The sequence below is a fragment of the Amycolatopsis sp. ATCC 39116 genome (assembly GCF_000231075.2).
GTDB lineage: Bacteria > Actinomycetota > Actinomycetes > Mycobacteriales > Pseudonocardiaceae > Amycolatopsis_E > Amycolatopsis_E tucumanensis.
This window is the reverse complement of sequence record NZ_AFWY03000020.1, coordinates 33,680-54,378: the sequence shown is the minus strand read 5'-3', so window position 1 is coordinate 54,378 and position 20,699 is coordinate 33,680. Positions and strand designations below refer to the sequence as shown.

Sequence of the window (20,699 nt, the reverse complement as noted above, 5' to 3'; positions counted from 1 at the left end):
AGCTGTGCGCATCCTGTCGGTGGATCTCGGTACGTCCAACACCGTGGCGGTGCTGTCCGCGCACGGGCGGCCACCGCGCGTGGTCGAGGTGGACGGCTCGGCCACCATGCCGTCCGCGGTGTTCGCCGAGGAGGGCGGCACCCTCGTGGTCGGCCGCGACGCCGAGCGCCGGGCCCGCCTGGACCCCACCCGCTTCGAGCCCAACCCCAAGCGCCGCGTGGACGAGCAGACGCTGCTGCTCGGCCAGGACGTCGTGCCGGTCAACGAGGCGCTGGCCGCGGTGCTGCGCCGCGTGCTAGACGAGACCACCCGCCAGCTCGGCGGCGACCTGCCCGACGAGGTCCGCCTCACCCACCCGGCGCAGTGGGGACCGACCCGGCGCAACGTGCTGCTGTCCGCGGCGCGGCTGGCCGGCCTGACCGGCCCGCTGCTGCTCGTGCCCGAGCCGGTCGCCGCGGCCGCGCACTTCGCGTCCTTCCCCGGCCGCTCGCCCGCGCCCGGCCAGGCGCTCGCGGTGTACGACCTGGGCGCGGGCACGTTCGACGTCGCGGTCGTCGGCGCCACCCAGAACGGGTTCACCGTGCTGGCCGAGGACGGCCTGCCCGACCTCGGCGGGCTCGACGTCGACCAGGCGCTGATGGTGCACGTCGGCCGCGAGGTCTCGCACTCGGACCCGCAGCGCTGGCAGCGGCTGCTGCGCCCGGAGTCCACCGCGGACCGGCGTACCCGGCGCGCGCTGCAGGAGGACGTCAAGGCCGCCAAGGAGGCGCTGTCCCGGCTGCCGCAGACCGAGGTGCCGATGCCCGAGCCGTTCAACGACGTCCTGGTGACGCGTGGCGAGTTGGAGGCGCTGGTGCGCCCGGCCCTGCTGCGCAGCGTCGAGCTGCTGGGCCGCACGGTCGCCGCCGCCGGGCTGTCCCCGGACCGGCTGGCCGGCATCTACCTCGTCGGCGGGTCGAGCAGGCTGCCGCTGGTCGGGTCGATGATCGCGGAGAAGCTCGGCATCGTGCCCACCAGCCTGGACCAGCCGGAGACCGCGGTCGCGCTGGGCGCGCACCACGTGGCCCGCGACGGCATCAGCATGCGCACGCAGAACGTCGAGGGGCAGGTCGCCGCCACCGGGACGCCCCCGGGGTTCCCGCCGCCCCCGGTCGCGACCGTGCCGGGCACCCCGCCGGGGGGCTACCCTGGCGCGTCGCCGTACCCGCAGGCCGGGTACCAGCCGGCGCCGTCGAACTTCCCCAGCATGCCCCCGGCCGCGCCGCCGAAGAAGGACCGGAAGAAGCTGGTCGCCGGCGTCGCCGCGGTCGTCGTGGTGGTGCTGGCCGCCGTCGCCACCTACCTGTTCTGGCCGTCGTCCAGCTCGTCGGCGACCACGTTCAGCGCCGCCGAGTGCCAGCAGCCCGGCGCCGCCGACCCGTCCGGCTTCACCGGCTGCCTGCGCCAGCTGGCCGGGACGATCGCCGACGGCCAGTGCGCGCCGGGCGCGGGCACCGGCGACATCGCCCCGCCGGAGAACGAGAACATCGGCGTGCTGACCACCTGCTCGGCGCCCGCGCTGGCCGGGGCGCAGGTGACCTACCTGCACGGGGTGTCCGCGGCGAAGGTGAAGGAGTACACCGACCGGCTGCTCGGCGCGGTCGGCGGCAACCAGGTGCGGGCCGGGTGGAAGGGCAACGGCCTGGACGGCAGCTACTCGTCGGCGTCCGCGCGGAGCTCGGCGGTGCTGGTGTTCACGGTCGCCGACCGGCCGCTGGCCGGGGTGGTCTACCAGAAGGCGGGCACCGGGCAGGCGCCGCTCTCGGCCGGCGACCTGGCCACCTACTTCGAGCAGCACGTGCAGCCCGGGGAGTAGCTACTTCCGGTTGCGCATGTTCCACAGCGCCCGCAGCGCCACGACAAGGGCGGCGACCAGGACGGCCGCCGAGGCCACGGTCATCGCGGTGGGGCCCCAGGACGGCATCTCCTGCGCGGAGGTCATGCGGACACGGTACCCGGCGCGCCGGTCGCTACCCTGGGTTCGATGCGCATCACCGTGTTCCGCCAGCTGATGGCCGACGAGTTCGGGCCCGGCAGGGCGGAGATCCTGGCGAAGGACCACGTCTTCAGCGGCCTCGGCGGCCGCACCGTCGAGCAGGCGCTGGCCGAGGGCACCCCGGCGAAGGAGATCTGGCGGGCGGTGTGCGCGGAGTTCGACGTCCCGCCGGAGCGCCGGTGACCGATTCCCGGAAAATCCGCGCTCGCGGGTGTGTCGCTCTTGCCTCGAACACGTGTTCGGCTATTGTGTTGTCCACATCGGGGTCAACGATCCACAGCCTCGTCTCGGCGCCCGGAATTGTCGGACCCCGCCCGTAGTCTCGGGCCACAGCGAAAACAAACTCGAACACCAGCCCCACAGGCTCTGACGACGAGGTGGATTTCCATGCCAGCAGCACCCGACAAGGACAAGGCGCTCGAGCTCGCCCTGGCCCAGATCGACAAGCAGTACGGCAAGGGCTCCGTCATGCGGCTGGGCGAGGAGACCCGCCCGCCCATCGGCGTGATCCCGACCGGCGCCATCGCGCTCGACATCGCACTCGGCATCGGCGGCCTGCCGCGCGGCCGGGTCATCGAGATCTACGGCCCGGAGTCCTCCGGTAAGACGACGGTCGCCCTGCACGCGGTCGCCAACGCCCAGAAGGCGGGCGGGATCGCCGCGTTCATCGACGCCGAGCACGCGCTCGACCCGGAGTACGCCAAGGCGCTCGGGGTGGACACCGACGCGCTGCTGGTGTCCCAGCCGGACACCGGTGAGCAGGCGCTGGAGATCGCGGACATGCTGATCCGCTCCGGCGCGCTCGACATCCTGGTCATCGACTCGGTGGCCGCGCTCGTGCCGCGCGCCGAGATCGAGGGCGAGATGGGTGACTCGCACGTCGGTCTGCAGGCCCGGCTGATGAGCCAGGCGCTGCGGAAGATCACCGGTGCGCTGTCCAACTCCGGCACCACGGCGATCTTCATCAACCAGCTGCGCGAGAAGGTCGGCGTCATGTTCGGCTCGCCGGAGACCACCACCGGTGGCAAGGCGCTGAAGTTCTACGCCTCCGTCCGGCTCGACGTGCGCCGCATCGAGACGCTCAAGGACAGCGGCGAGGCGGTCGGCAACCGCACCCGCGTGAAGGTCGTGAAGAACAAGGTCGCGCCGCCGTTCAAGCAGGCCGAGTTCGACATCCTGTACGGCGTCGGCGTGTCCCGCGAGGGCTCGCTGATCGACATGGGTGTCGACCAGGGCATCCTGCGCAAGTCCGGCGCCTGGTACACGTACGAGGGCGACCAGCTCGGCCAGGGCAAGGAGAACGCGCGGAAGTTCCTGCGCGACAACCCGGACATCGCCAACGAGATCGAGAAGCGCATCAAGGAGAAGCTCGGCATCGGGCCGCAGGTCGACGCCGAGGCGGCCGAGCCCGCCCCGGTCGACTTCTGATCGATGCCCAGGTTCGACCCGAAGGAGCTGTCCCGGGACGAGGCGTGGAAGAAGGCCAAGGAGGTCTGCTTCGACCTCCTGGCCATCCGCGCCCGCACCAAGGACGAGCTGCGGCAGGCGTTGCGGCGCAAGGGTTTCGACGACGAGATCCGTGAGCAGCTGCTCGGCAAGCTGGACGACGCCGGCCTGATCGACGACGCCGCGTTCGCCGAGCAGTGGGTGCGTTCGCGCCACGCCTACCAGGGCCTGGCGCGCACCGCGCTGGTCGCCGAGCTGAAGCGCAAGGGCGTCGACGCGGAGGTGGCGGCCCAGGCGGCGGGCGAGATCGACCGCGAGTCGGAGGAGCAGCGGGCGCGCGAGCTGGTGCGCAAGCGCCTCCGCACGATGACGACGCTGGACGAGCAGACCGCGACGCGCAGGCTGCTCGGCACGCTCGCCCGGAAGGGCTACCCGCAGGGCCTGGCGTACACCGTGGTGCGCGACGAGCTCCGCAACGCCGGCGCGGACGCCACCCCCCTGGACGACGCGACACTGGACTGAGCCCGCTCTTCCCGGACCCAAGACTGAGCCCACCGCAGATTCCCGCGGTGGGCTTTGTCGTGGGTGCGCCGTGTGTGGGACGGCAGCGGCCGGCTGCGACGCAGCTGGCGTGTGCTGGTCACTGCCGCGGCCGTCGGTCGAGCCCTGCCGCCCCGCTGCACAGGAGTACGGGTAGGCGAGGCCTAGGGCGGTCGAGTGACTGATCGGCCCGGCCTCGCCCTCTTCACAATCCGGGGCAACCAGCGAACGGCGGTCCCACGGCCCGCCGCATGACAGGCTGTTCTCCGCGAGAATGACTTTTCGTGCGGTCGCTGTGGACAACTCACGCCACGAAATGCGTTCCTGACAGCCGTACGAAATGGCGACTTCGCGCGCTCACCGCTGGTTCTCTCGCCCACCCGCGACACGGATCAGTGCCTCGCCGAGGGGCGTGATCACGTACAGGACACTGCGGCCGGACCGCTCCCGCGTCACGAGACCGTTCTCGCGCAGGATGCGGAGGTGCTGGGACACCGCACTGGGCGTCACGGCGAGCGCGCGGGCCAGATCGGTGGTCGTCGCGGGGGAGTGGAGTGCCGCCAGCAGTTCGGCGCGGGCGCGGCCGAGCAACCGCACCGCGCTGGCCGACGGTGGCCGCGCCGCCCAGAGAATGTCGGCCTCACGTGTCGACCCGCGAACGCCTGCTACCCCCGATGCTGCGCCCCGGCCGGCTGGTGGCTCGGAGCGGTGCGCTGAATTGCGAATGCCCGCCACCCGCGACGCGGCTTGCCTCCCGGGCTGTCGCGCGGACAGGTCCGCCGACCCGCGGTCGTTCCCTGCCTGCGGCGCGGCTTGGCTGGCCGGTTGGGATGTGGGCTGGTCTGCCGTGCTGCGGCCAGTCACCGATTGCGGTGCAGTGTGGGGCTGATCTGCCGGGGCCTGATTAGTCGCCGCCGGTGGTGCGGCTCGCTTGGCGGGCTGGGGTGTGGGTTGGTCTGGCGCGTTGGGGACAGTCGCCGGTGGTGGTGCGGTGTGGTTGGTGGGTTGGTCCGCCGCGCTGCGGGCGGTTGCTGCCGGTGGTGTCGTGTGGTTGGCCGGTCCGGGCGCAGGCTGGTCCGCTGAACCAGCCGCCTCCGGCGCGGCGTGGTTCGCCGGCCGGAGCGTGGATCGGCCAGCCGCACCGCGCCCGGGAGCAGCCAGCGGCCCGGCTCCCCTCTGCGCGGACCGGCGAGCCGGGGCGCGAACAGGGGGCACCGGCGCCATCGCCGCGGACCAGAGGGCCCCTACTCCACGCGCCGGGTAGCGGATCGTCGTCTGGGTTGTCGTGTGGCGCTTGATCATCACGTGCGCCGGGGCGAGTGCGACGGGCATCAGCACCAGCCCGCCCGGCCCCAGCTCGACCGCCCGGTCCGCACCAGCCAGCACCAGCCGGCCCGCGCGCCAGCTCAGGTCCGGGTGCAGGCCGCCGAACAGCCGCGCCGCCCCGCCCGCCGCGAGCTGCCGTGCGCGGTACGCCACGTCTGCCTCCAGCACCGCGCGAATCCGCGGCCAGTGCGGCTCGATCAGCCGCGCATACGCCTCCCGCAGCTCGTCCGTGATCGCTTCCAGGCCCGCACTCGGGTGCGCAGCCAAAGCGGCCACACCGTCCGGAAGATCAGCACCGAAAACGCGGCCCAGGCTCGCGCGCACCTGGCCGGCCGTGGTCCGCCGCACCACCGCCAGATCGTCCTCGAGCGACGGACCCGCTCCGCGCGGCGCCGGGATCAGGAACGACGGCCAGCTCGCCCGGTCACCGGCGATCAACGGCCACAACCCCGGCAGGTCCAGCGCCTCCCGCGCGAGTTCGGCCTCCGCCCACCGCACCCACGGCAGGTGCACCGCCCGCCGCACGTGCCCCGCCAGCTGCTGCAACCCCGCGACCGTCTCCGACAGCGGCGAGATCGCGAACCGCGTCGCCGCCAGCTCGGACACGTCCAGTTCGACCGTCAGGGGCATGATCCGAGTATGTAGCCCACCGCTCAACGGTGCCGCACTGCGACCCGGGCCCGACACCCTCACCGCATGACCGGTACCTACTGGCGGCTGTGGTGGGCATCGGCCGTCGACGCCCTCGGCGACGGCGCGTTCATGGCGGCGATCCCCCTGCTGGCCACCACGCTGACACCCGACCCGCGGCTGATCGCGGTCCTGTCCGCCGTGACCTACCTGCCGTGGCTGCTGTTGTCCCTCTCGGCCGGCGCGCTCGTCGACCGCTGCGACCGGGCCACCCTGATGTGGCGCACCCAGACGGTGCAGGCGCTGCTGACCGGCACCGCCGCTGTCCTCGCCGCACTGCACGCACTGACCCTGCCCGCACTGGCGACGATCGCCTTCGGCCTGGGCGCGTGCGAGGTCCTCTTCGGCAACGCGGCACAGGCGATCCTGCCCGACCTCGTCGCGAAACCGTTGCTGCCCAAGGCGAACGGCTACCAGCAGGCGATCACGACCACCGGCCAGCAGTTCGCCGGGCCACCCCTGGGCAGTCTCCTCTTCGCCGTCTCCGCCGCGCTGCCCCTCACTCTCGACGCCGTGACCTTCGCCGTCTCCGCCGCGCTCCTCGCCACGCTGCCCCGCCACCGGCGCACCGCGCACACCAGCTCGACGGCCACCGGAGGTCTGCGCTGGCTGCTCCGGCACAAGCTGCTGCGCACCCTCGCCGCGCTGCTGGCCGTCAACACCTTCTGCGCGCAACTCGGCAACGCCACCCTCGTCCTGCTCGCCACGCAGACGCTGCACCTGAGCACCGGCGGCTACGGCCTGCTTCTCACCGGCGCCGCCGTCGGCAGCCTCCTCGTCGGGGTGCTCGACATCCCCGCCCGCCTCGGCGCCCGGCGCACCCTGCGCCTCGCGCTGGTGGCGAACTCCTTGATCTTCATAACCATCGGCCTCAGCCCGACCGCACTGGTGCTGGCTCTCCTGCTGGCCGCCAACGGGTTCGTCACCACCCTCTGGAACATCGTCACCGTCAGCCTCCGGCAGCAGCTCGTCCCGGCCGGGATCCTCGGCCGGGTCAACAGCGTCTACCGGATGCTCGGCTGGGGGCTCATGCCGTTCGGCGCGCTCACCGGCGGGCTCGTCGCGCACCTCTTCGGTCTCCGCGCGCCCTACCCGATCGCGGGGCTGCTGCGCGGCCTCGCCCTGCTGGCGTTCCGGTCAGGGCTGTAGCGCCTGGCTCATCAGCTCCAGCGCTTCGCGCAGGCGCTCGACCGGTTCGTGGGCGAAGCCGAGCCGGAAGACGGCCGGGTCGTCACCGAACCAGTCGCCTGGGGAGACTGCCACCCCGGCCGTCGCCAGGTGTTCGTAGAACTCGGGTGCGCCGGAATCCACGCGCAGGCAACAGAAAGCTCCCGCGTCGGGGCGGAGCCAGGTCACCCGGCCGTTCTGCCGCGGCACCCAGGCGGCCACCTCGGCGAGCCCGGCGCGCATCCGTGCCCGCTTCCCGGCCAGCACCTCGTCGGCGCGCCGCAACAGTTCCAGCGCCAGGAACTCGTCCAGCGTGCCGCACGACACCGAGCTCGTGAACTTCGTCCGGCGCAGCTCCTCGTACCACGCGGGGTCCCGCGCGGTGAGCCAGCCGATCCGCAGCCCGGGCGCGCCGTGCGCCTTCGAGAACGACCCGCACGTCAGCACCCGCGGCGAAACCGAGGCGAACGACTCGATCTCCGCATACGCCGCCTCCCGGTACGTCTCGTCGACCAGCACCACCGCCTCCGGGCACACCTCGGCCGTCGCGCACAACACCGCGTCGATCTCGTCCCTGGTGAACGCCACCCCGGCCGGGTTCTGTGGCGTCGCCAGCATCACCAGCCGCGTCCGCGCGGTCAGCGCCGTCCGCAGCGCCGCCACATCCAGGCGGTACCCGGTCTCGAACCGCAGCCGCACCGTCCGCACCCGTTCCGCGAGCCCCCGCGCCAGCCCGAGCATCGGCGGGTACCCAGGCTGCACCACCACGATCGCCCCGTCGGCGACCAGCCCGACGAGGAACAACGCGGCTCCGGCGCCCGCCGTGATCAGCACCTCGTCCGCGGACACCCCGAGCCGCGCGCCCAGCAGCGCCCGCAACTCCTCGTCACCGGCGGAAGTGCCGTACCCGAGCGGGAACTTCGCCAGCCTGCCGACATCGACCAGCTCGGCGACCGTCAGGTCACCGCAGGTGCTCTCGGCCAGGTCGTACCGGGGACTCTCGTCCAGCAGACTCGTCATCGCGCTCGGCGGGAAACGTCGCATGCCGATCACCCTCGCCGGTCGCGGCCGCGCCGGACAGGGCCAATCCCGCGTCATTGGCTCCCGGATAGTCGTCCCACGCCTTCCGCAACCGCCGCACCGCCTCCGACAACGCCTCCGGCGGCAGGGTGAACGGCACTCGGATGTGCTCGCCGCTGGACTCGTGCGCGGCCAGCGACGTGCCCTCCAGCAACGCCACGCCGTACCGCAATGCGAACTGCGCGAACCGCCGCGAATCGGCCCCAGGCAACCGGATCCACAGCGTCTGGCCACCCGGTGGCGTCCGGAACTCCCACGACGGCAACGCCGCCCGCAGGTCCCGCACCACCTGGTCCCGCCGCGCGCGCAGTTCCGCCTGCCGCTCCGCTCGCAACCGTCCGAGCCGCGCGAACAATGCGACCCCGATCGCCTGCGCGACGACGTCCGTCCCGAGGTCGGCGACCGCCTTGAGCCGCGCCAGGTCGGCCGCGGTCCGCGGATCGGCCCGGACCCAGCCGATCCGCACCCCGCCCCAGATCAGCTTGCTCAATGACCCCACGCTGATCACCCCGCTCCCGTGCCGGGCGAGCGGCGCCGGCCGTGGACCGTCGAGCGTGAGGTCGGCGAGCACGTGGTCGTCGACCAGCGGCACCCCGTGCGACTCGCACAGCGCCACCACCCGCCGCGCCGCGTGTGGCGGCAGCACCGAGCCGGTCGGGTTCTGGAACGCCGGCACCAGGTACACCAGTTTCGCCCCGCCGACGACCTCCGCGAGGTGCGGCACCGACACCCCGTCGGCGGTCAGCGGCACCCCGAGGATGCGCGCCCCGCCGCCGCGGAACGCGTCCAGTGCGCCCGGGTACGTCAGCTCCTCGACGGCCACCGCGTCGCCGGGCCGCAGGAACAGCTGCGCCAGCAACGAAATCGCCTGCTGCGCGCCCGAGGTGACGACGATCTGCGCGGGATCGGTGGGCACACCCTGCGCGGCGTAGTGGTCCGCGATCGCCTGCCGCAGCGCCGGGATGCCGGACGGGTGGTAGCCGATGCCGAAGTCGCCCACCGCGGCCTCGGCGACGACCTCGGCGAGGTACGCGGGCTGCGGCGGCGCGGCGCAGGTGAGGTCGATCAGGTCCGGCACCGGGTCGAGCAGGTGCAGGAACATCGGGTTGAACTCGGCGACCACCCCGCGCCCGGGCCGCGGCGGCCGTCGCACGAACGTGCCGCTGCCGCGGCGGCGCTCGACCAGCCCGCGGTCACGCAGCACGTCGTAGGCGGCGACCGCGGTGTTGCGGCTGACCGCCAGCTCCGCGGCCAGCGCGCGCTCGGTCGGCAGGCGCCCGTCGGCCGGGATCTCACCCCGCTCGACCAGCCCCTCCAGGCGCGCGGCCAGCTTCAGGTAGAGCGGCTCGCTGCCGCTGGACCACCGGCCGAGCAGCTCCGCGAGCCGGCCAGCGTGCATCCCGTCCTCCTCAGTCGACGGCGACCACCGCGCCGTGCGGCCCGAGCTTCGTGGTCGGCAGCACCGGGCCCCGCGGTTCACGCACCCACCACGCCCCAGTCTCCCTGCGCTCGCGCGGGGTCGTGAAGCGGTACCGGTAGAGCCGCGTCCGCAGGTAGGCCGGCCGCCTGCCGTCGAACGGGTCGCGCCGCAACAGCTTCAGCGTGCCCGGATCCGCCGCCAGCAGCTTCTCCGCCAGACCGGGCAGCCACGATTCGGCGTACCGGGTGGACAGCGCGGCGAACCACATCAGCCAGTCCAGCCGCAGGTGGTAGGGCGCGAACTGCGGTGGCCGCCGCCGCGGGTCGCCGGGCTTGCCCTTGAACTCGTACTCGCGCCACACCGTGTTCTCGTCGGGCGCGGGATCGTCGGTCGCCTCGATGACGATCTCGTGCCGCACCTTGGTGACGCTGCCGAACGCGCCGTAGGTGTTGACCAGGTGCAGCCGGTCGAAGCTGGTGTTCATCACCTGCTCGCGCGACACGAGGTTGCGCGCCGGGCGATAGCTGAGCACCGCGACGAGCACGGTCAGCCCGATCACGAGAACGTGCTGCCACACCGGCGGTGGGGCCAGTTCCGGCACCGGCGCCGGGATGATGTCCACAACGGACAGCGCGATGGCGATGGTGAGGAAGTTCAGCCAGGAGAAGTTCCCGCTGGCGACCAGCCACAGCTGGGTGAGGATCATCAGCAGCGCGGCCGCGCTCGCGGCGGGTTGCGGGGCGAAGAGCGCGAACGGCACCACGAGCTGGGTGAAGTGGCTGGCCGCGGCCTCGACCTTGTGCAGGGGCTTGGGCAGGTGGTGGAAGTGCCAGCTCAGCGGCCCGGGCATCGGCTGGGTTTCGTGGTGGTGGTAGAGGCAGGTCAGGTCGCGCCAGCACGCGTCGCCGCGCATCTTGATCAGCCCGGCGCCGAATTCGAGCCGGAACAGCACCCAGCGCAGCAGCCACAGCACGAGCACGGGCGGCGCGGTGTCGGCCGGGCCGAGGAAGATCGCCAGGAACCCGGCCTCGAGCAGCAGCGACTCCCAGCCGAACGAGTACCAGATCTGGCCCATGTTGACGATCGACTGGTACAGCAGCCACGGCACCAGCCACGCCAGCATGGTCGCCCATACGGGGGTGTGGTCGAACAGGCCGAGGACGAGCGCGGCCGAGATGACGACGCCGGTCCACGCGACGCCCGCGAACAGCCGGTCCGAGTAGCGCCAGTGGAACAGGCTGGGCGCGCGGCGGAACGGCACGCGGCGGGTGAACCGGGGCACCGGCAGCAGGCCCCGCTCGCCGATCAACGGCCGGAACTGGAGGGCGGCGCCCAGGAACGCGACGAGGTAGATCGCGGCGAGCGCCCGCTGGAACAGCAGCCGGGGCGCCCAGTAACCCGGATCGGCGAGCCACTCCCATCCCACGGCGATCTCCCCTCGCCAGACGAGTGCCGTGAGGCTAGTACCCGGGCGGCCCGGCCCCCAATCGGGAGCTGAATTCGCGACCGCCGCCCGCGCCCCCCACGGGCGGCGGTCGCGAAACCGTTCAGCGCAGCGCCGCGGCCTCGCGCGCCAGCTGCTCGATCCGCCCGAAATCGCCGGCCCGCACAGCGTCCTTCGGGGTCAGCCAGGTTCCGCCGACGCAGCCCACTGTGGACAGTGCGAAGTAGGACGGCGCGTTCTGCACCGTGACACCACCCGTAGGGCAGAACCGCAGCTGCGGCAACGGCCCACCGAGCGCCTTCAGGTACGCGACCCCTCCGCTGGCCTCCGCCGGGAAGAACTTCAGCGCGGTGATGCCGTGTTCGGCGACGCGCATCGCCTCCGAGACGGTGCTCACGCCGGGCAGGAACGGCAACCCCGTCCCGGACACGGCCTCCAGCAACCGGTCCGTGCAGCCCGGCGTCACCAGGAACGCCGAACCCGCGTCCGCCGCCTGGCGAGCCTGCTCCGGCGTCACCACGGTGCCCGCGCCGACCACGATCTCCGGCACCTCGGCCGCGACCCGCTCGATCGCGGCCAGCCCGGCCGGCGTCCGCAGCGTCAGCTCGATCGCCCGGATCCCGCCCGCGACCAGCGCCTTCGCCAGCGGCACGGCGTCCGCGGCGTCGTCCACCACGACCACCGGCAGCACCGGCGACAACTCGAGCACGTCATGCCCTGTCTTCACGTCTCTCCTCACACTCGCGCGGGCGCACCGAAGTGCCCCGGGGTCATCGGCCCGAACACGCCGGCTCCCTGATCGGCCGGCCCGACCGCGCGGCGCAGCGCGGTGAACAACTCCCGGCCGGTGCCGACCCAGGATGCCTCATCCGGCGGCGCGTCCCGCAGCGGCCGGGCCGCCAGCGTGACCTCGTCCACCAGCACGTCCAGCCGCCCGGCGACCGCGTCGACCACGACCTCGTCACCGTCGGCGACCCGCGCCAGCGGACCACCCGCCGCGGCCTCCGGCGTCACCTGGATCGCGGCCGGGATCTTGCCCGACGCGCCCGACATCCGGCCGTCGGTGACCAGCGCGACCCGGTGCCCGCGGTCCATCAGCACGCCCAGTGCGGGCGTCAGGCCGTGCAACTCCGGCATGCCGTTCGCCTGCGGCCCCTGGTTGCGGATCACCACGACCACGTCCCGGTCCAGCTCACCGGCCCGGAACGCCTCGGTGAAGCCCTCCTGCGAGGTGAACACCCGCGCGGGCGCCCGCACCACGCGGTGCTCGGGCGCGACCGCTGACACCTTCATCACCGCGCGCCCGAGCCTGCCGGACAGCATCCGCAGCCCGCCGTCGGGCGCGAACGGGTTGTCCACCGGTCGCAGCACGTCCTCGTCCAGGCTGCGCGCCGGCACCTCGCGCCAGGTCAGCGAGCCGTCTTCCAGCACCGGCTCCGACCGGTACCGCGACAGCCCGTCCCCGGCCACCGTGCGGACGTCCTCGTGCAGCAGCCCGGCGTCCAGCAGCGAGCCGATGAGTACCTGCACCCCGCCCGCGGCGTGGAAGTGGTTGATGTCCGCGCTGCCGTTCGGGTAGACGCTGGCCAGCAGCGGCACCACCGACGACAGGTCGGCGAAGTCGTCCCAGGTCAGCTCGATCCCGGCCGCCGCGGCGATGGCGACCAGGTGCATCGTGTGGTTGGTCGACCCGCCGGTGGCCAGCAGCGACACCACACCGTTGACCACCGAACGCTCGCTGATCACCTCGGCCAGCGGCGTGTACCCGGCCTCCCGCGACAACGCGACCACCCGTCGCGCGGCCTCTTCGGTCAGCGCGCGGCGCAGCGGCGTGCCCGGGTGCACGAAGCTCGCGCCGGGCAGGTGCAGGCCCATCACCTCGACGACCAGCTGGTTGGAGTTCGCGGTGCCGTAGAACGTGCAGGTGCCCGCCGAGTGGTACGACGCCGACTCGGCCGCCAGCAGGTCCTCCCGGGTCGCGCGGCCCTCGGCGTAGAGCTGCCGCACGCGCGCCTTCTCCTTGTTCGGCAGTCCCGACGTCATCGGCCCGGCCGGGACCAGGATCGCGGGCAGGTGCCCGAAGGCCAGCGCGCCGATCAGCAGGCCGGGCACGATCTTGTCGCACACGCCGAGCAGCAGCGCGCCGTCGAACATCTCGTGCGACAGGGCGATGCCGGTCGCCATCGCGATGACCTCGCGGCTGAACAGGGACAGCTCCATCCCGGCGCGGCCCTGGGTGATGCCGTCGCACATGGCGGGCACGCCGCCGGCGAACTGGGCGACCCCGCCGGCCTCGCGCGCGGCGTCCTTGATCCACGCCGGGAACTCGTCCAGCGGCTGGTGCGCGGAGAGCAGGTCGTTGTAGGCGGACACGATCGCGATGCCGGGCTTGCGCAGCCCACGCAGGGCGATGCGGTCTTCGCCGCCGCACGCGGCGAAGCCGTGGGCGAGGTTGCTGCACGCGAGGCCGGCCCTGGCGGGCCCCTCGGCGCGGGCGGCGGCCATGCGCGCCAGGTAGGCGCTGCGGGTGGCGGCACTGCGCGCGGCGATGCGCTCGGTGACTTCCTCGACGACGGGGTGGACGGGTGTTCGGGCTTTTCGCACGGGAGAACCACCTGGAACTCGTCGGCTGGTCCGGCTGACGACTTCGCTGGCGTCGCACGGTCGTGACAGTGGACACAGTAGCTGCCGGATCGGCCGGATCAAAATCGATAAAGAAGATCGTTTCAGGTGACCCCGATCACAACATCAACCTACTGTGTGCTACTTGTCACATTGCACGCCGAACGGCAGAGTCGGTACCAGCCCCGGCTCGCCGCCGAACTGACCGGAGGTAGTCATGACCACCACCGAACTCGCCGAACTCCGCCGCACGATCGGGCAGCTCAAGCAGTGCGTCGGCGCCCTGCGATCGCGCTACGGTGACGCCTCCGCGGTCCGCCGCCTCGCCAACGACGTCGACCGCCTGGACATCGACGCGAGCGACCTGGAGCAGCCCAGCGTCCCGGTCCAGCCCAAGCCGCTGGACCCCTCGGCCGTCGTGAAGATCCCCGACGGCCCGTACGACCCGGCCCTGTGGCAGGGGGCCGACGACGAAGGGGTCGGCGGATACCACCGTGACCAGCGGTGAGCGCGCCCGCTACCAACGCCGCTAGCGGGCGCGCCCGGATCACCGCACGCACCCTGCGCACCGACCGGTGGTGGGTGCCGCCGCTGTTCACCACGCTCGGCCTGGCCACGTTCGTCATCTACGCGGGCATCCGCTCGTTCGTCCGCACCGCCTACTACGTGCCGGAGTACGGCTACCTGACGCCGTTCTACTCGCCGTGCCTGAGCGACTCCTGCGTGCCGGGGTCGGCCCACTTCGGCACGCCGTTCGGGGAGCTGCCGGGCTGGATCCCGCTGGCGTTCCTGTCGCTGCCGTTCCTGCTCGGCTTCCGGCTGACCTGCTACTACTACCGCAAGGCCTACTACCGGTCAGTGTGGTTCTCGCCGCCTGCGTGCGCGGTCGCTGAACCGCACGGCAAGTACACGGGCGAGACCCGGCTGCCGCTGATCCTGCAGAACGCCCACCGCTACTTCTTCTACGTGGCGGTGCTGATCTCGGTGATCAACACCTACGACGCGATCGTCGCGTTCCACGGCGAGACCGGCGGGTTCGGCTTCGGGCTGGGCAACCTGGTGCTGCTCGGCAACGTGATCATGCTCTGGGCCTACACCCTGTCCTGCCACTCGTGCCGCCACGTGGTCGGCGGGCGGCTGAAACACTTCTCCCGCCACCCGGTGCGGTACTGGCTCTGGACCCAGGTCACCAAGCTCAACAACCGGCACATGCTGCTGGCCTGGATCACCCTGGGGACGCTCGTCGTCACGGACCTCTACGTGATGCTCGTGGCGAGCGGCGCCATCCCCGATCTGCGTTTCGTGGACTGACAAGGACGTCAAGGACTCCAAGGACTAGGTGGCAGGCGATGGAAGTCGAGCGGCACAGCTATGACGTGGTGGTGATCGGCGCGGGCGGCGCCGGTCTGCGAGCGGTGATCGAGGCGCGGCAGCGCGGGCTGTCGGTGGCGGTGGTGTGCAAGTCGCTGTTCGGCAAGGCGCACACGGTCATGGCCGAGGGCGGGTGTGCCGCCGCGATGGGCAACGCGAACGAGCGGGACAGCTGGCAGGTGCACTTCCGGGACACCATGCGCGGCGGCAAGTTCCTCAACAACTGGCGCATGGCGGAGCTGCACGCGAAGGAGGCGCCGGACCGGGTCTGGGAGCTGGAGACCTACGGCGCGTTGTTCGACCGCACCGCGGACGGGCGGATCAGCCAGCGCAACTTCGGCGGGCACACCTACCCGCGGCTGGCGCACGTCGGCGACCGCACCGGGCTGGAACTGATCCGCACCATGCAGCAGAAGATCGTCTCGCTGCAGCAGGAGGACCTGCGCGAGTTCGGCGACTACGAGGCCAAGCTGAAGGTCTTCGCCGAGTGCACGATCACCGAGCTGCTCAAGGACGGCGACCGCATCGCGGGCGCGTTCGGGTACTGGCGCGAGAGCGGCCGGTTCATCCTGTTCGAGACGCCGGCCGTGGTGCTCGCGACCGGCGGCATCGGCAAGTCCTTCAAGGTCACCTCGAACTCCTGGGAGTACACCGGTGACGGGCACGCGCTCGCGCTGCGCGCCGGGGCGGACCTGATCAACATGGAGTTCGTCCAGTTCCACCCGACGGGCATGGTGTGGCCGCCGAGCGTGAAGGGCATCCTGGTCACCGAGGGCGTGCGCGGTGACGGCGGCGTGCTGAAGAACTCCGAGGGCAAGCGGTTCATGTTCGACTACGTGCCGGACGTGTTCAAGGGCCAGTACGCCGACTCCGAGGAGGAGGCCGACCGCTGGTACACCGACCAGGAGAACAACCGCCGCACGCCGGACCTGCTGCCGCGCGACGAGGTGGCGCGGGCGATCAACTCGGAGGTCAAGGCGGGCCGCGGTTCGCCGCACGGCGGGGTGTTCCTGGACATCGCCAGCCGGCTCACGCCCGAGGAGATCCGCAGGCGGCTGCCCTCGATGTACCACCAGTTCAAGGAACTGGCCGATGTGGACATCACCGCCGAGCCGATGGAGGTCGGCCCGACCTGCCACTACGTGATGGGCGGCATCGAGGTCGACCCGGACACGGCCGCGTCGAGCGTGCGCGGCCTGTTCGCCGCCGGGGAGTGTTCCGGCGGGATGCACGGGTCGAACCGGCTGGGCGGCAACTCGCTGTCGGACCTGCTGGTGTTCGGCCGTCGCGCTGGTCTCGGCGCCGCGTCCTATGTGGAGGGTCTGGAGACCCGTCCCGCGGTCGCGCAGTCCGATGTCGACAAGGCGGCCCGGACCGCGCTGGTGCCGTTCGACCCGCCTGCCGAAGGCGTCGAGGAGAACCCGTACACACTGCACAACGAGCTGCAGCAGTCGATGAACGACCTGGTCGGGATCATCCGCAAGGCCGAGGAGATCGAGCAGGCGCTGGCCAAGCTGGACGAGATCAAGAAGCGGATCCGCAACGTCACCGTCGAGGGGCACCGGCAGTTCAACCCGGGCTGGCACCTGGCCGTCGACCTGCGGAACATGCTGCTGGTCAGCGAGTGCGTAGCGCGGGCCGCGCTGATGCGCACCGAAAGCCGTGGCGGGCACACCCGCGACGACTACCCGCGGATGGATTCCCACTGGCGCAACAAGCTGCTCGTGTGCAGCGCGTCCGGGGACGATCCGCTGGCGCTGGAGGTCACGGTCACGCCGAAGGACCAGGAGCCGATGCGGCCCGAGCTGCTGGAGCTGTTCGAGCTCAGCGAGCTGGAGAAGTACTACACCGACGAAGAGCTGGCCGACCACCCGGGGAGGCGGGCATGAGCTACAAGGCTTCGTTCCGGGTCTGGCGCGGGGACGCGAACAGCGGCGGGCTGCAGGACTTCACCGTCGAGGTCAACGAGGGCGAGGTCGTGCTCGACATCATCCACCGGCTGCAGGCCACGCAGTGCTCGGACCTGGCGGTGCGGTGGAACTGCAAGGCGGGCAAGTGCGGGTCGTGCTCGGCGGAGATCAACGGCCGCCCGCGGCTGCTGTGCATGACGCGGATGTCGGTGTTCGCCGAGGACGAGGTCGTCACCGTGACGCCGATGCGGACGTTCCCGGTGATCCGCGACCTCGTCACGGACGTCTCGTACAACTACACGAAGGCGCGGGAGATCCCCGCGTTCACCCCGCCGGCCGACCTGAAACCGGGCGAGTACCGGATGAAGCAGGTCGACGTGGAGCGCTCGCAGGAGTTCCGCAAGTGCATCGAGTGCTTCCTGTGCCAGAACACCTGCCACGTGATCCGCGACCACGAGGAGAACAAGGAGAACTTCGCCGGGCCGCGGTTCCTGATGCGGATCGCCGAGCTGGAGATGCACCCGCTCGACGTGGCCGACCGCCGCCACGCGGCGCAGGACGAGCACGGGCTCGGGTACTGCAACATCACGAAGTGCTGCACCGAGGTCTGCCCGGAGAACATTTACATCACCGACAACGCGCTGATCCCGATGAAGGAGCGCGTGGTGGACCGCCGCTACGACCCGGTGGTCTGGCTGGGCAGCAAGATCTTCCGGCGGAAGGCGGACTGATCACCCCTCGTCCGCGAGGGCGGACAACCAGGCGGCCAGCTCGCGCGGCGAGGTGGTGATCCCGTCCGCGCCCACCTCCCTGGCCTTCTGCAGGCGGGACGGCGTCACCTGCCCGCAGTAGAAGAACGCGGGCCCGGTGTAGTTCCCGTGCTCACGCAGGTGGCGCAGGTCGGTGAACCCGGCCTGCGGATCGCCGTCCCGGCTGACGTCGGAGATGATCACCGTCGGGTTCAGCCGGGTGAGCGTCGCCATGGCCTCGTCCCGGTTCGTGGCGGTCTCGACGCGGGCGCCGGCCGCGCGGAACAGGTCGGGCAGCGATCCGGTGTCCGCCGGGTTGTCGTCGATCCACAGCACCCGCATGCCGAGCAGTGACCCGGCCGGGGGCGCGCCGTGGGCCCGCGCGCCGGTGTGCAGGGGGCGGCGCAGCCACCGCCCGTCCCGCGGCAGGCTGCGCACCAGTTCGACGAACTCCTTGTCCATGGCCAGTTCCGGGAAGCCGACGGGCAGTTCCTGGGTGACGCTGTCCAGGTCGGCGGCGGTGCCCGCCGGCGTGACGCCGGTGGCCGCGAACAGCCGGTCCCGGGCGGCCGGGTCCAGCTCCGCGCCGCGCCGGACGTGTTCGCGGAAGTCGTGGTAGTCCAGGAAGCGGGTGATCAGCGCGGGTCCTTCGAGCGCGACCATGGTGTGGAACTCGGGGTAGAAGTGCCGGAGCAGGACGACCTTGACCAGCGTCGCCGCGTCCAGGTCGTCGCTGCCGCGGCCGAGGTGGTGCTCCAGCACGAAGCTGTTGATCAACCGCTTGATGCGCCGCGGGTTGCGGCCGGTGCGCTCGATCAGGAGCCTCTTCATGGCGTCGTCGAAGAGGTGCGCGGTGCCGGAACGGCTCACGTAACCGTCCACCAGTTTCCGCGCCAGCGCCTCGCTCGGCGGCGGCACGGGGTAGCTGACCTGGATGATCTTCTCCAGGTACCGCACGCCGGTGCCGGGGTCGTCGTGGCCGACGGCGCGCCAGAGCACGGCCTGGTCGCAGGCCAGCACGAACACGATCCCCGGCGAGTCCAGGTAGAGCTTGATCGCCTCGCAGACCTCGAAGATCCGCTCGTCCGAGCAGCGGTCGAGGTCGTCGACGAAGACCACGAGCAGGCGCTGCCCGGAGCCGCCGCCCCGCTCCAGCCAGTCGGCCGCCATCTCCCGGACGACCGTGTTGATCTCGTTGCGCGCCTTGGCGTCCACGCTCAGCGCGCGCCAGACCGCATCCACCACCTGGCCGAGCCCGAAGACGCTGGACACGACGAGCGAGGCGGCGCGCAGCCCGCCGACGACGTGCGTGCGCCGTAACGCGCCGCGGATGACGCGCCGCACCACGTTGCGGTCGAAGCTCAGCAGCACGGACTTGATCAGGCCCTCGACGGCGCCCGCGCGCTCGGCGGTCCAGGCGTTGAACCACACCGTGCTGACCGCCGGGTCCGCGCTCAACGCGGTGTCGAGGCCGCGCAGCAGGCTGCTCTTGCCCATGCCCCACCCGGCGTCGACGGTGACGGTGAACGGCGCCGCGTCCCGGGAGGCGAGGATCAGCTCCGCGAGGTTGCCCGCGATGACCGTCGACTCCAGGAGGTCGGTGTTGCCGCCCTCGCCGACAGGGGAGTCGTTGAGGACCGAGTAGCCCCCGGGCGGCTCGGTGACGGTGAACCCGTCGTCGTCGAAAGCGGTCACCCCTGGTTTATACCGGTCACCGCGACGCCATCGCGTCGACCGCGGCCGGGTCCAGCACCTCGTCCGCGACGAGGCCGGCCACGCCGGTCAGCGTGGTGTTGACCCCGATCGTGCAGGGCCCGATGTCGAGGCCGTCCAGCGAGCTCGTGTGCGCGCCTGCCAGCACCACCTCGCTCAGCCCCTCCAGGAACGGCGGCAGCACCCCGATCGCCCCGCCCACCCGCAGGTAGCGCGGGTTCACGATGGTCACCACGGTCGCCAGCACGGTACCCACCAGACGGCCGGCCTCGCGCGTCACGCGGACCGCCTCGGGGTGTCCGGCACGCACCCGGCGCAGCACGTCGTCGGCGCTGCGCACGCCCGTCGGCCGCAGCGTCCGGATCACCGCCTGCCCGCTCGCGATCGCCGAAACACAGCCCCGCCGCCCGCAGTCGCAGCGCAGGTCGGACCCCTCGATGCGGATGTGCCCCACCTCGCCCGCGCACCCGGTCTCGCCGCGGTGCACCCGTCCCGAGATCACCATGCCCGCGCCGATCCCGGTGCCGACCTTCACCCCGACCAGCGCCGCCCGTGGCCGGTCCATGTCGCAGTACGCGCCGAACGCCAGCGCGTTCGCGTCGTTCTCCAGGAACACCGGCACCGACAGCGCGTCGGCGAAGGTGTCGCGCAACCGCACCCCGAGCCACTCTGACATCGACGGCGGCGCGATCGTCGTGCCGGCCTCGTGGTCGATCTGCCCCGGCACGCTCAGCCCGAACGCGCACAGGCTGTCCGCGCGCCCGGCCTCGGCCAGCAGCTTGCGGCCCGTCTCCAGCAGGAAGGACAGCGTTTCCGCGGGCCGGTGCCCCACCGGCAACGGGCGGTGGACCTGGCCGAACACGGTCCCGCGCAGGTCGACCACGGCGATCGTCGCGTGCCGCTGGCCGATGTCGCCCACCAGCGCGGTGCGGCCCACGTCGTCGGCGGTGAGCATCTCGGCGGGACGGCCGCCGCTGGAGGCCCGGTGCCCGACCTGCCGCAGCAGCTTCAGCCGCTGCAGCACGTCGAGCCGCTCGACCAGGGTCGGGCGGGACAGACCGGTCCGATCCTGCAGTTGCTGCCGCGTCAGCGGCCCCTCGCTGCGCAGGATCGCGAGGATGTGGCCCGGCGAGGTGGGCGAGCCGGTGCGTGCCGGGGGCATGTTGACAGGGTCTCCCGCGAGGAC

18 protein-coding genes are annotated in these 20,699 nt (G+C 72.0%); 9 read left to right on the top strand and 9 right to left on the bottom strand.

Going from position 1 to position 20,699, the window contains the following annotated elements:
* The first annotated feature begins 4 nt into the window (after nt 1-4).
* Nucleotides 5-1,855 (top strand): Hsp70 family protein, encoded by a 1,851-nt coding sequence (locus AMY39116_RS0321145; protein ID WP_020419630.1) that lies wholly within the window; start codon nt 5-7, stop codon nt 1,853-1,855.
* Here the strand turns inward: AMY39116_RS0321145 and AMY39116_RS47875 are convergent, their stop codons facing one another.
* Nucleotides 1,856-1,981, bottom strand: a complete 126-nt coding sequence (locus AMY39116_RS47875; RefSeq protein ID WP_020419629.1) for a hypothetical protein — start codon at nt 1,979-1,981, stop codon at nt 1,856-1,858.
* 42 nt (nt 1,982-2,023) lie between these two features.
* Here AMY39116_RS47875 and AMY39116_RS0321135 point away from each other — a divergent pair, with 42 nt between their 5' ends.
* From AMY39116_RS0321135 to AMY39116_RS0321125, 3 genes are all read left to right on the top strand, one after another.
* Nucleotides 2,024-2,218: a DUF3046 domain-containing protein gene (locus AMY39116_RS0321135; protein WP_017983957.1), complete on the top strand. Its 195-nt coding sequence runs from the start codon at nt 2,024-2,026 to the stop codon at nt 2,216-2,218.
* Nucleotides 2,219-2,422: 204 nt separating this feature from the next.
* On the top strand, nt 2,423-3,463 hold the full coding sequence (recA, locus tag AMY39116_RS0321130) for a recombinase RecA (RefSeq protein WP_017983956.1): 1,041 nt from the start codon (nt 2,423-2,425) through the stop codon (nt 3,461-3,463).
* A 3-nt stretch (nt 3,464-3,466) separates the two neighbouring features.
* Nucleotides 3,467-4,003 carry a regulatory protein RecX gene (locus AMY39116_RS0321125; protein ID WP_020419628.1) on the top strand — a complete coding sequence of 179 codons (537 nt, stop codon included), beginning with the start codon at nt 3,467-3,469 and terminating at the stop codon, nt 4,001-4,003.
* Nucleotides 4,004-4,378: 375 nt separating this feature from the next.
* Here the strand turns inward: AMY39116_RS0321125 and AMY39116_RS47590 are convergent, their stop codons facing one another.
* Entirely contained in the window at nt 4,379-5,977 is a 1,599-nt protein-coding gene (locus AMY39116_RS47590) for an ArsR family transcriptional regulator (RefSeq protein ID WP_020419627.1), read from the bottom strand.
* Nucleotides 5,978-6,043: 66 nt separating this feature from the next.
* On the opposite strand from AMY39116_RS47590, the gene AMY39116_RS0321115 reads away from it, so the two are divergent.
* On the top strand, nt 6,044-7,186 hold the full coding sequence (locus AMY39116_RS0321115) for an MFS transporter (RefSeq protein ID WP_020419626.1): 1,143 nt from the start codon (nt 6,044-6,046) through the stop codon (nt 7,184-7,186).
* Here AMY39116_RS0321115 and AMY39116_RS0321110 read toward each other — a convergent pair.
* The 5 genes from AMY39116_RS0321110 to edd all read right to left on the bottom strand — a co-directional run bounded on the left by AMY39116_RS0321110 (nt 7,175) and on the right by edd (nt 13,752).
* Nucleotides 7,175-8,224: a pyridoxal phosphate-dependent aminotransferase gene (locus AMY39116_RS0321110; RefSeq protein WP_020419625.1), complete on the bottom strand. Its 1,050-nt coding sequence runs from the start codon at nt 8,222-8,224 to the stop codon at nt 7,175-7,177. The two genes, AMY39116_RS0321115 and AMY39116_RS0321110, sit on opposite strands and share 12 nt — an antisense overlap.
* Nucleotides 8,166-9,683, bottom strand: a complete 1,518-nt coding sequence (locus AMY39116_RS0321105) for a PLP-dependent aminotransferase family protein (protein ID WP_020419624.1) — start codon at nt 9,681-9,683, stop codon at nt 8,166-8,168. The genes AMY39116_RS0321110 and AMY39116_RS0321105 overlap by 59 nt, the downstream gene beginning before the upstream one ends.
* A gap of 10 nt (nt 9,684-9,693) precedes the next feature.
* Entirely contained in the window at nt 9,694-11,130 is a 1,437-nt protein-coding gene (locus AMY39116_RS0321100) for a lipase maturation factor family protein (protein ID WP_020419623.1), read from the bottom strand.
* 121 nt (nt 11,131-11,251) lie between these two features.
* The gene (eda, locus tag AMY39116_RS0321095; protein WP_027936108.1) at nt 11,252-11,875 is read right to left on the bottom strand and encodes a bifunctional 4-hydroxy-2-oxoglutarate aldolase/2-dehydro-3-deoxy-phosphogluconate aldolase; all 624 of its coding nucleotides are present in this window, start codon (nt 11,873-11,875) and stop codon (nt 11,252-11,254) included.
* A gap of 8 nt (nt 11,876-11,883) precedes the next feature.
* Entirely contained in the window at nt 11,884-13,752 is a 1,869-nt protein-coding gene (gene edd / locus AMY39116_RS0321090; protein WP_020419621.1) for a phosphogluconate dehydratase, read from the bottom strand.
* A 235-nt stretch (nt 13,753-13,987) separates the two neighbouring features.
* On the opposite strand from edd, the gene AMY39116_RS0321085 reads away from it, so the two are divergent.
* Genes AMY39116_RS0321085 through AMY39116_RS0321070 form a run of 4 tightly spaced genes read left to right on the top strand, consistent with a single transcriptional unit; the run spans nt 13,988 to nt 17,782 of the window.
* The gene (locus tag AMY39116_RS0321085) at nt 13,988-14,278 is read left to right on the top strand and encodes a hypothetical protein (protein ID WP_017983947.1); all 291 of its coding nucleotides are present in this window, start codon (nt 13,988-13,990) and stop codon (nt 14,276-14,278) included.
* Nucleotides 14,275-15,081: a hypothetical protein gene (locus tag AMY39116_RS0321080; protein WP_020419620.1), complete on the top strand. Its 807-nt coding sequence runs from the start codon at nt 14,275-14,277 to the stop codon at nt 15,079-15,081. The genes AMY39116_RS0321085 and AMY39116_RS0321080 overlap by 4 nt, the downstream gene beginning before the upstream one ends.
* Nucleotides 15,082-15,119: 38 nt before the next feature.
* Nucleotides 15,120-17,030, top strand: a complete 1,911-nt coding sequence (locus AMY39116_RS0321075) for a fumarate reductase/succinate dehydrogenase flavoprotein subunit (protein WP_020419619.1) — start codon at nt 15,120-15,122, stop codon at nt 17,028-17,030.
* Nucleotides 17,027-17,782 carry a succinate dehydrogenase/fumarate reductase iron-sulfur subunit gene (locus AMY39116_RS0321070; RefSeq protein WP_020419618.1) on the top strand — a complete coding sequence of 252 codons (756 nt, stop codon included), beginning with the start codon at nt 17,027-17,029 and terminating at the stop codon, nt 17,780-17,782. Before AMY39116_RS0321075 ends, AMY39116_RS0321070 begins: the two co-directional genes overlap by 4 nt.
* Here AMY39116_RS0321070 and AMY39116_RS0321065 read toward each other — a convergent pair whose 3' ends face one another.
* Together AMY39116_RS0321065 and AMY39116_RS0321060 are read right to left on the bottom strand one after the other, a co-directional pair.
* Complete coding sequence (locus tag AMY39116_RS0321065; RefSeq protein WP_020419617.1) at nt 17,783-19,495, bottom strand: P-loop NTPase fold protein; 1,713 nt, start codon at nt 19,493-19,495, stop codon at nt 17,783-17,785.
* Between the two features lie 16 nt (nt 19,496-19,511).
* Nucleotides 19,512-20,675, bottom strand: coding sequence for an ROK family transcriptional regulator (locus tag AMY39116_RS0321060; RefSeq protein WP_020419616.1), 1,164 nt, complete (start codon nt 20,673-20,675; stop codon nt 19,512-19,514).
* Between the last annotated feature and the right edge of the window lie 24 nt (nt 20,676-20,699).

Coding starts and splice junctions, on each gene's coding strand:
- AMY39116_RS47590 (WP_020419627.1), bottom strand. CDS start 5,977: ATGCCCCTGACGGTCGAACTGGACGTGTCCGAGCTGGCGGCGACGCGG.
- AMY39116_RS0321115 (WP_020419626.1), top strand. CDS start 6,044: ATGACCGGTACCTACTGGCGGCTGTGGTGGGCATCGGCCGTCGACGCC.
- AMY39116_RS0321070 (WP_020419618.1), top strand. CDS start 17,027: ATGAGCTACAAGGCTTCGTTCCGGGTCTGGCGCGGGGACGCGAACAGC.
- AMY39116_RS0321125 (WP_020419628.1), top strand. CDS start 3,467: ATGCCCAGGTTCGACCCGAAGGAGCTGTCCCGGGACGAGGCGTGGAAG.
- AMY39116_RS0321110 (WP_020419625.1), bottom strand. CDS start 8,224: ATGACGAGTCTGCTGGACGAGAGTCCCCGGTACGACCTGGCCGAGAGC.
- AMY39116_RS0321075 (WP_020419619.1), top strand. CDS start 15,120: ATGGAAGTCGAGCGGCACAGCTATGACGTGGTGGTGATCGGCGCGGGC.
- AMY39116_RS0321060 (WP_020419616.1), bottom strand. CDS start 20,675: ATGCCCCCGGCACGCACCGGCTCGCCCACCTCGCCGGGCCACATCCTC.
- AMY39116_RS0321135 (WP_017983957.1), top strand. CDS start 2,024: ATGCGCATCACCGTGTTCCGCCAGCTGATGGCCGACGAGTTCGGGCCC.
- recA (WP_017983956.1), top strand. CDS start 2,423: ATGCCAGCAGCACCCGACAAGGACAAGGCGCTCGAGCTCGCCCTGGCC.
- AMY39116_RS47875 (WP_020419629.1), bottom strand. CDS start 1,981: ATGACCTCCGCGCAGGAGATGCCGTCCTGGGGCCCCACCGCGATGACC.
- AMY39116_RS0321105 (WP_020419624.1), bottom strand. CDS start 9,683: ATGCACGCTGGCCGGCTCGCGGAGCTGCTCGGCCGGTGGTCCAGCGGC.
- AMY39116_RS0321085 (WP_017983947.1), top strand. CDS start 13,988: ATGACCACCACCGAACTCGCCGAACTCCGCCGCACGATCGGGCAGCTC.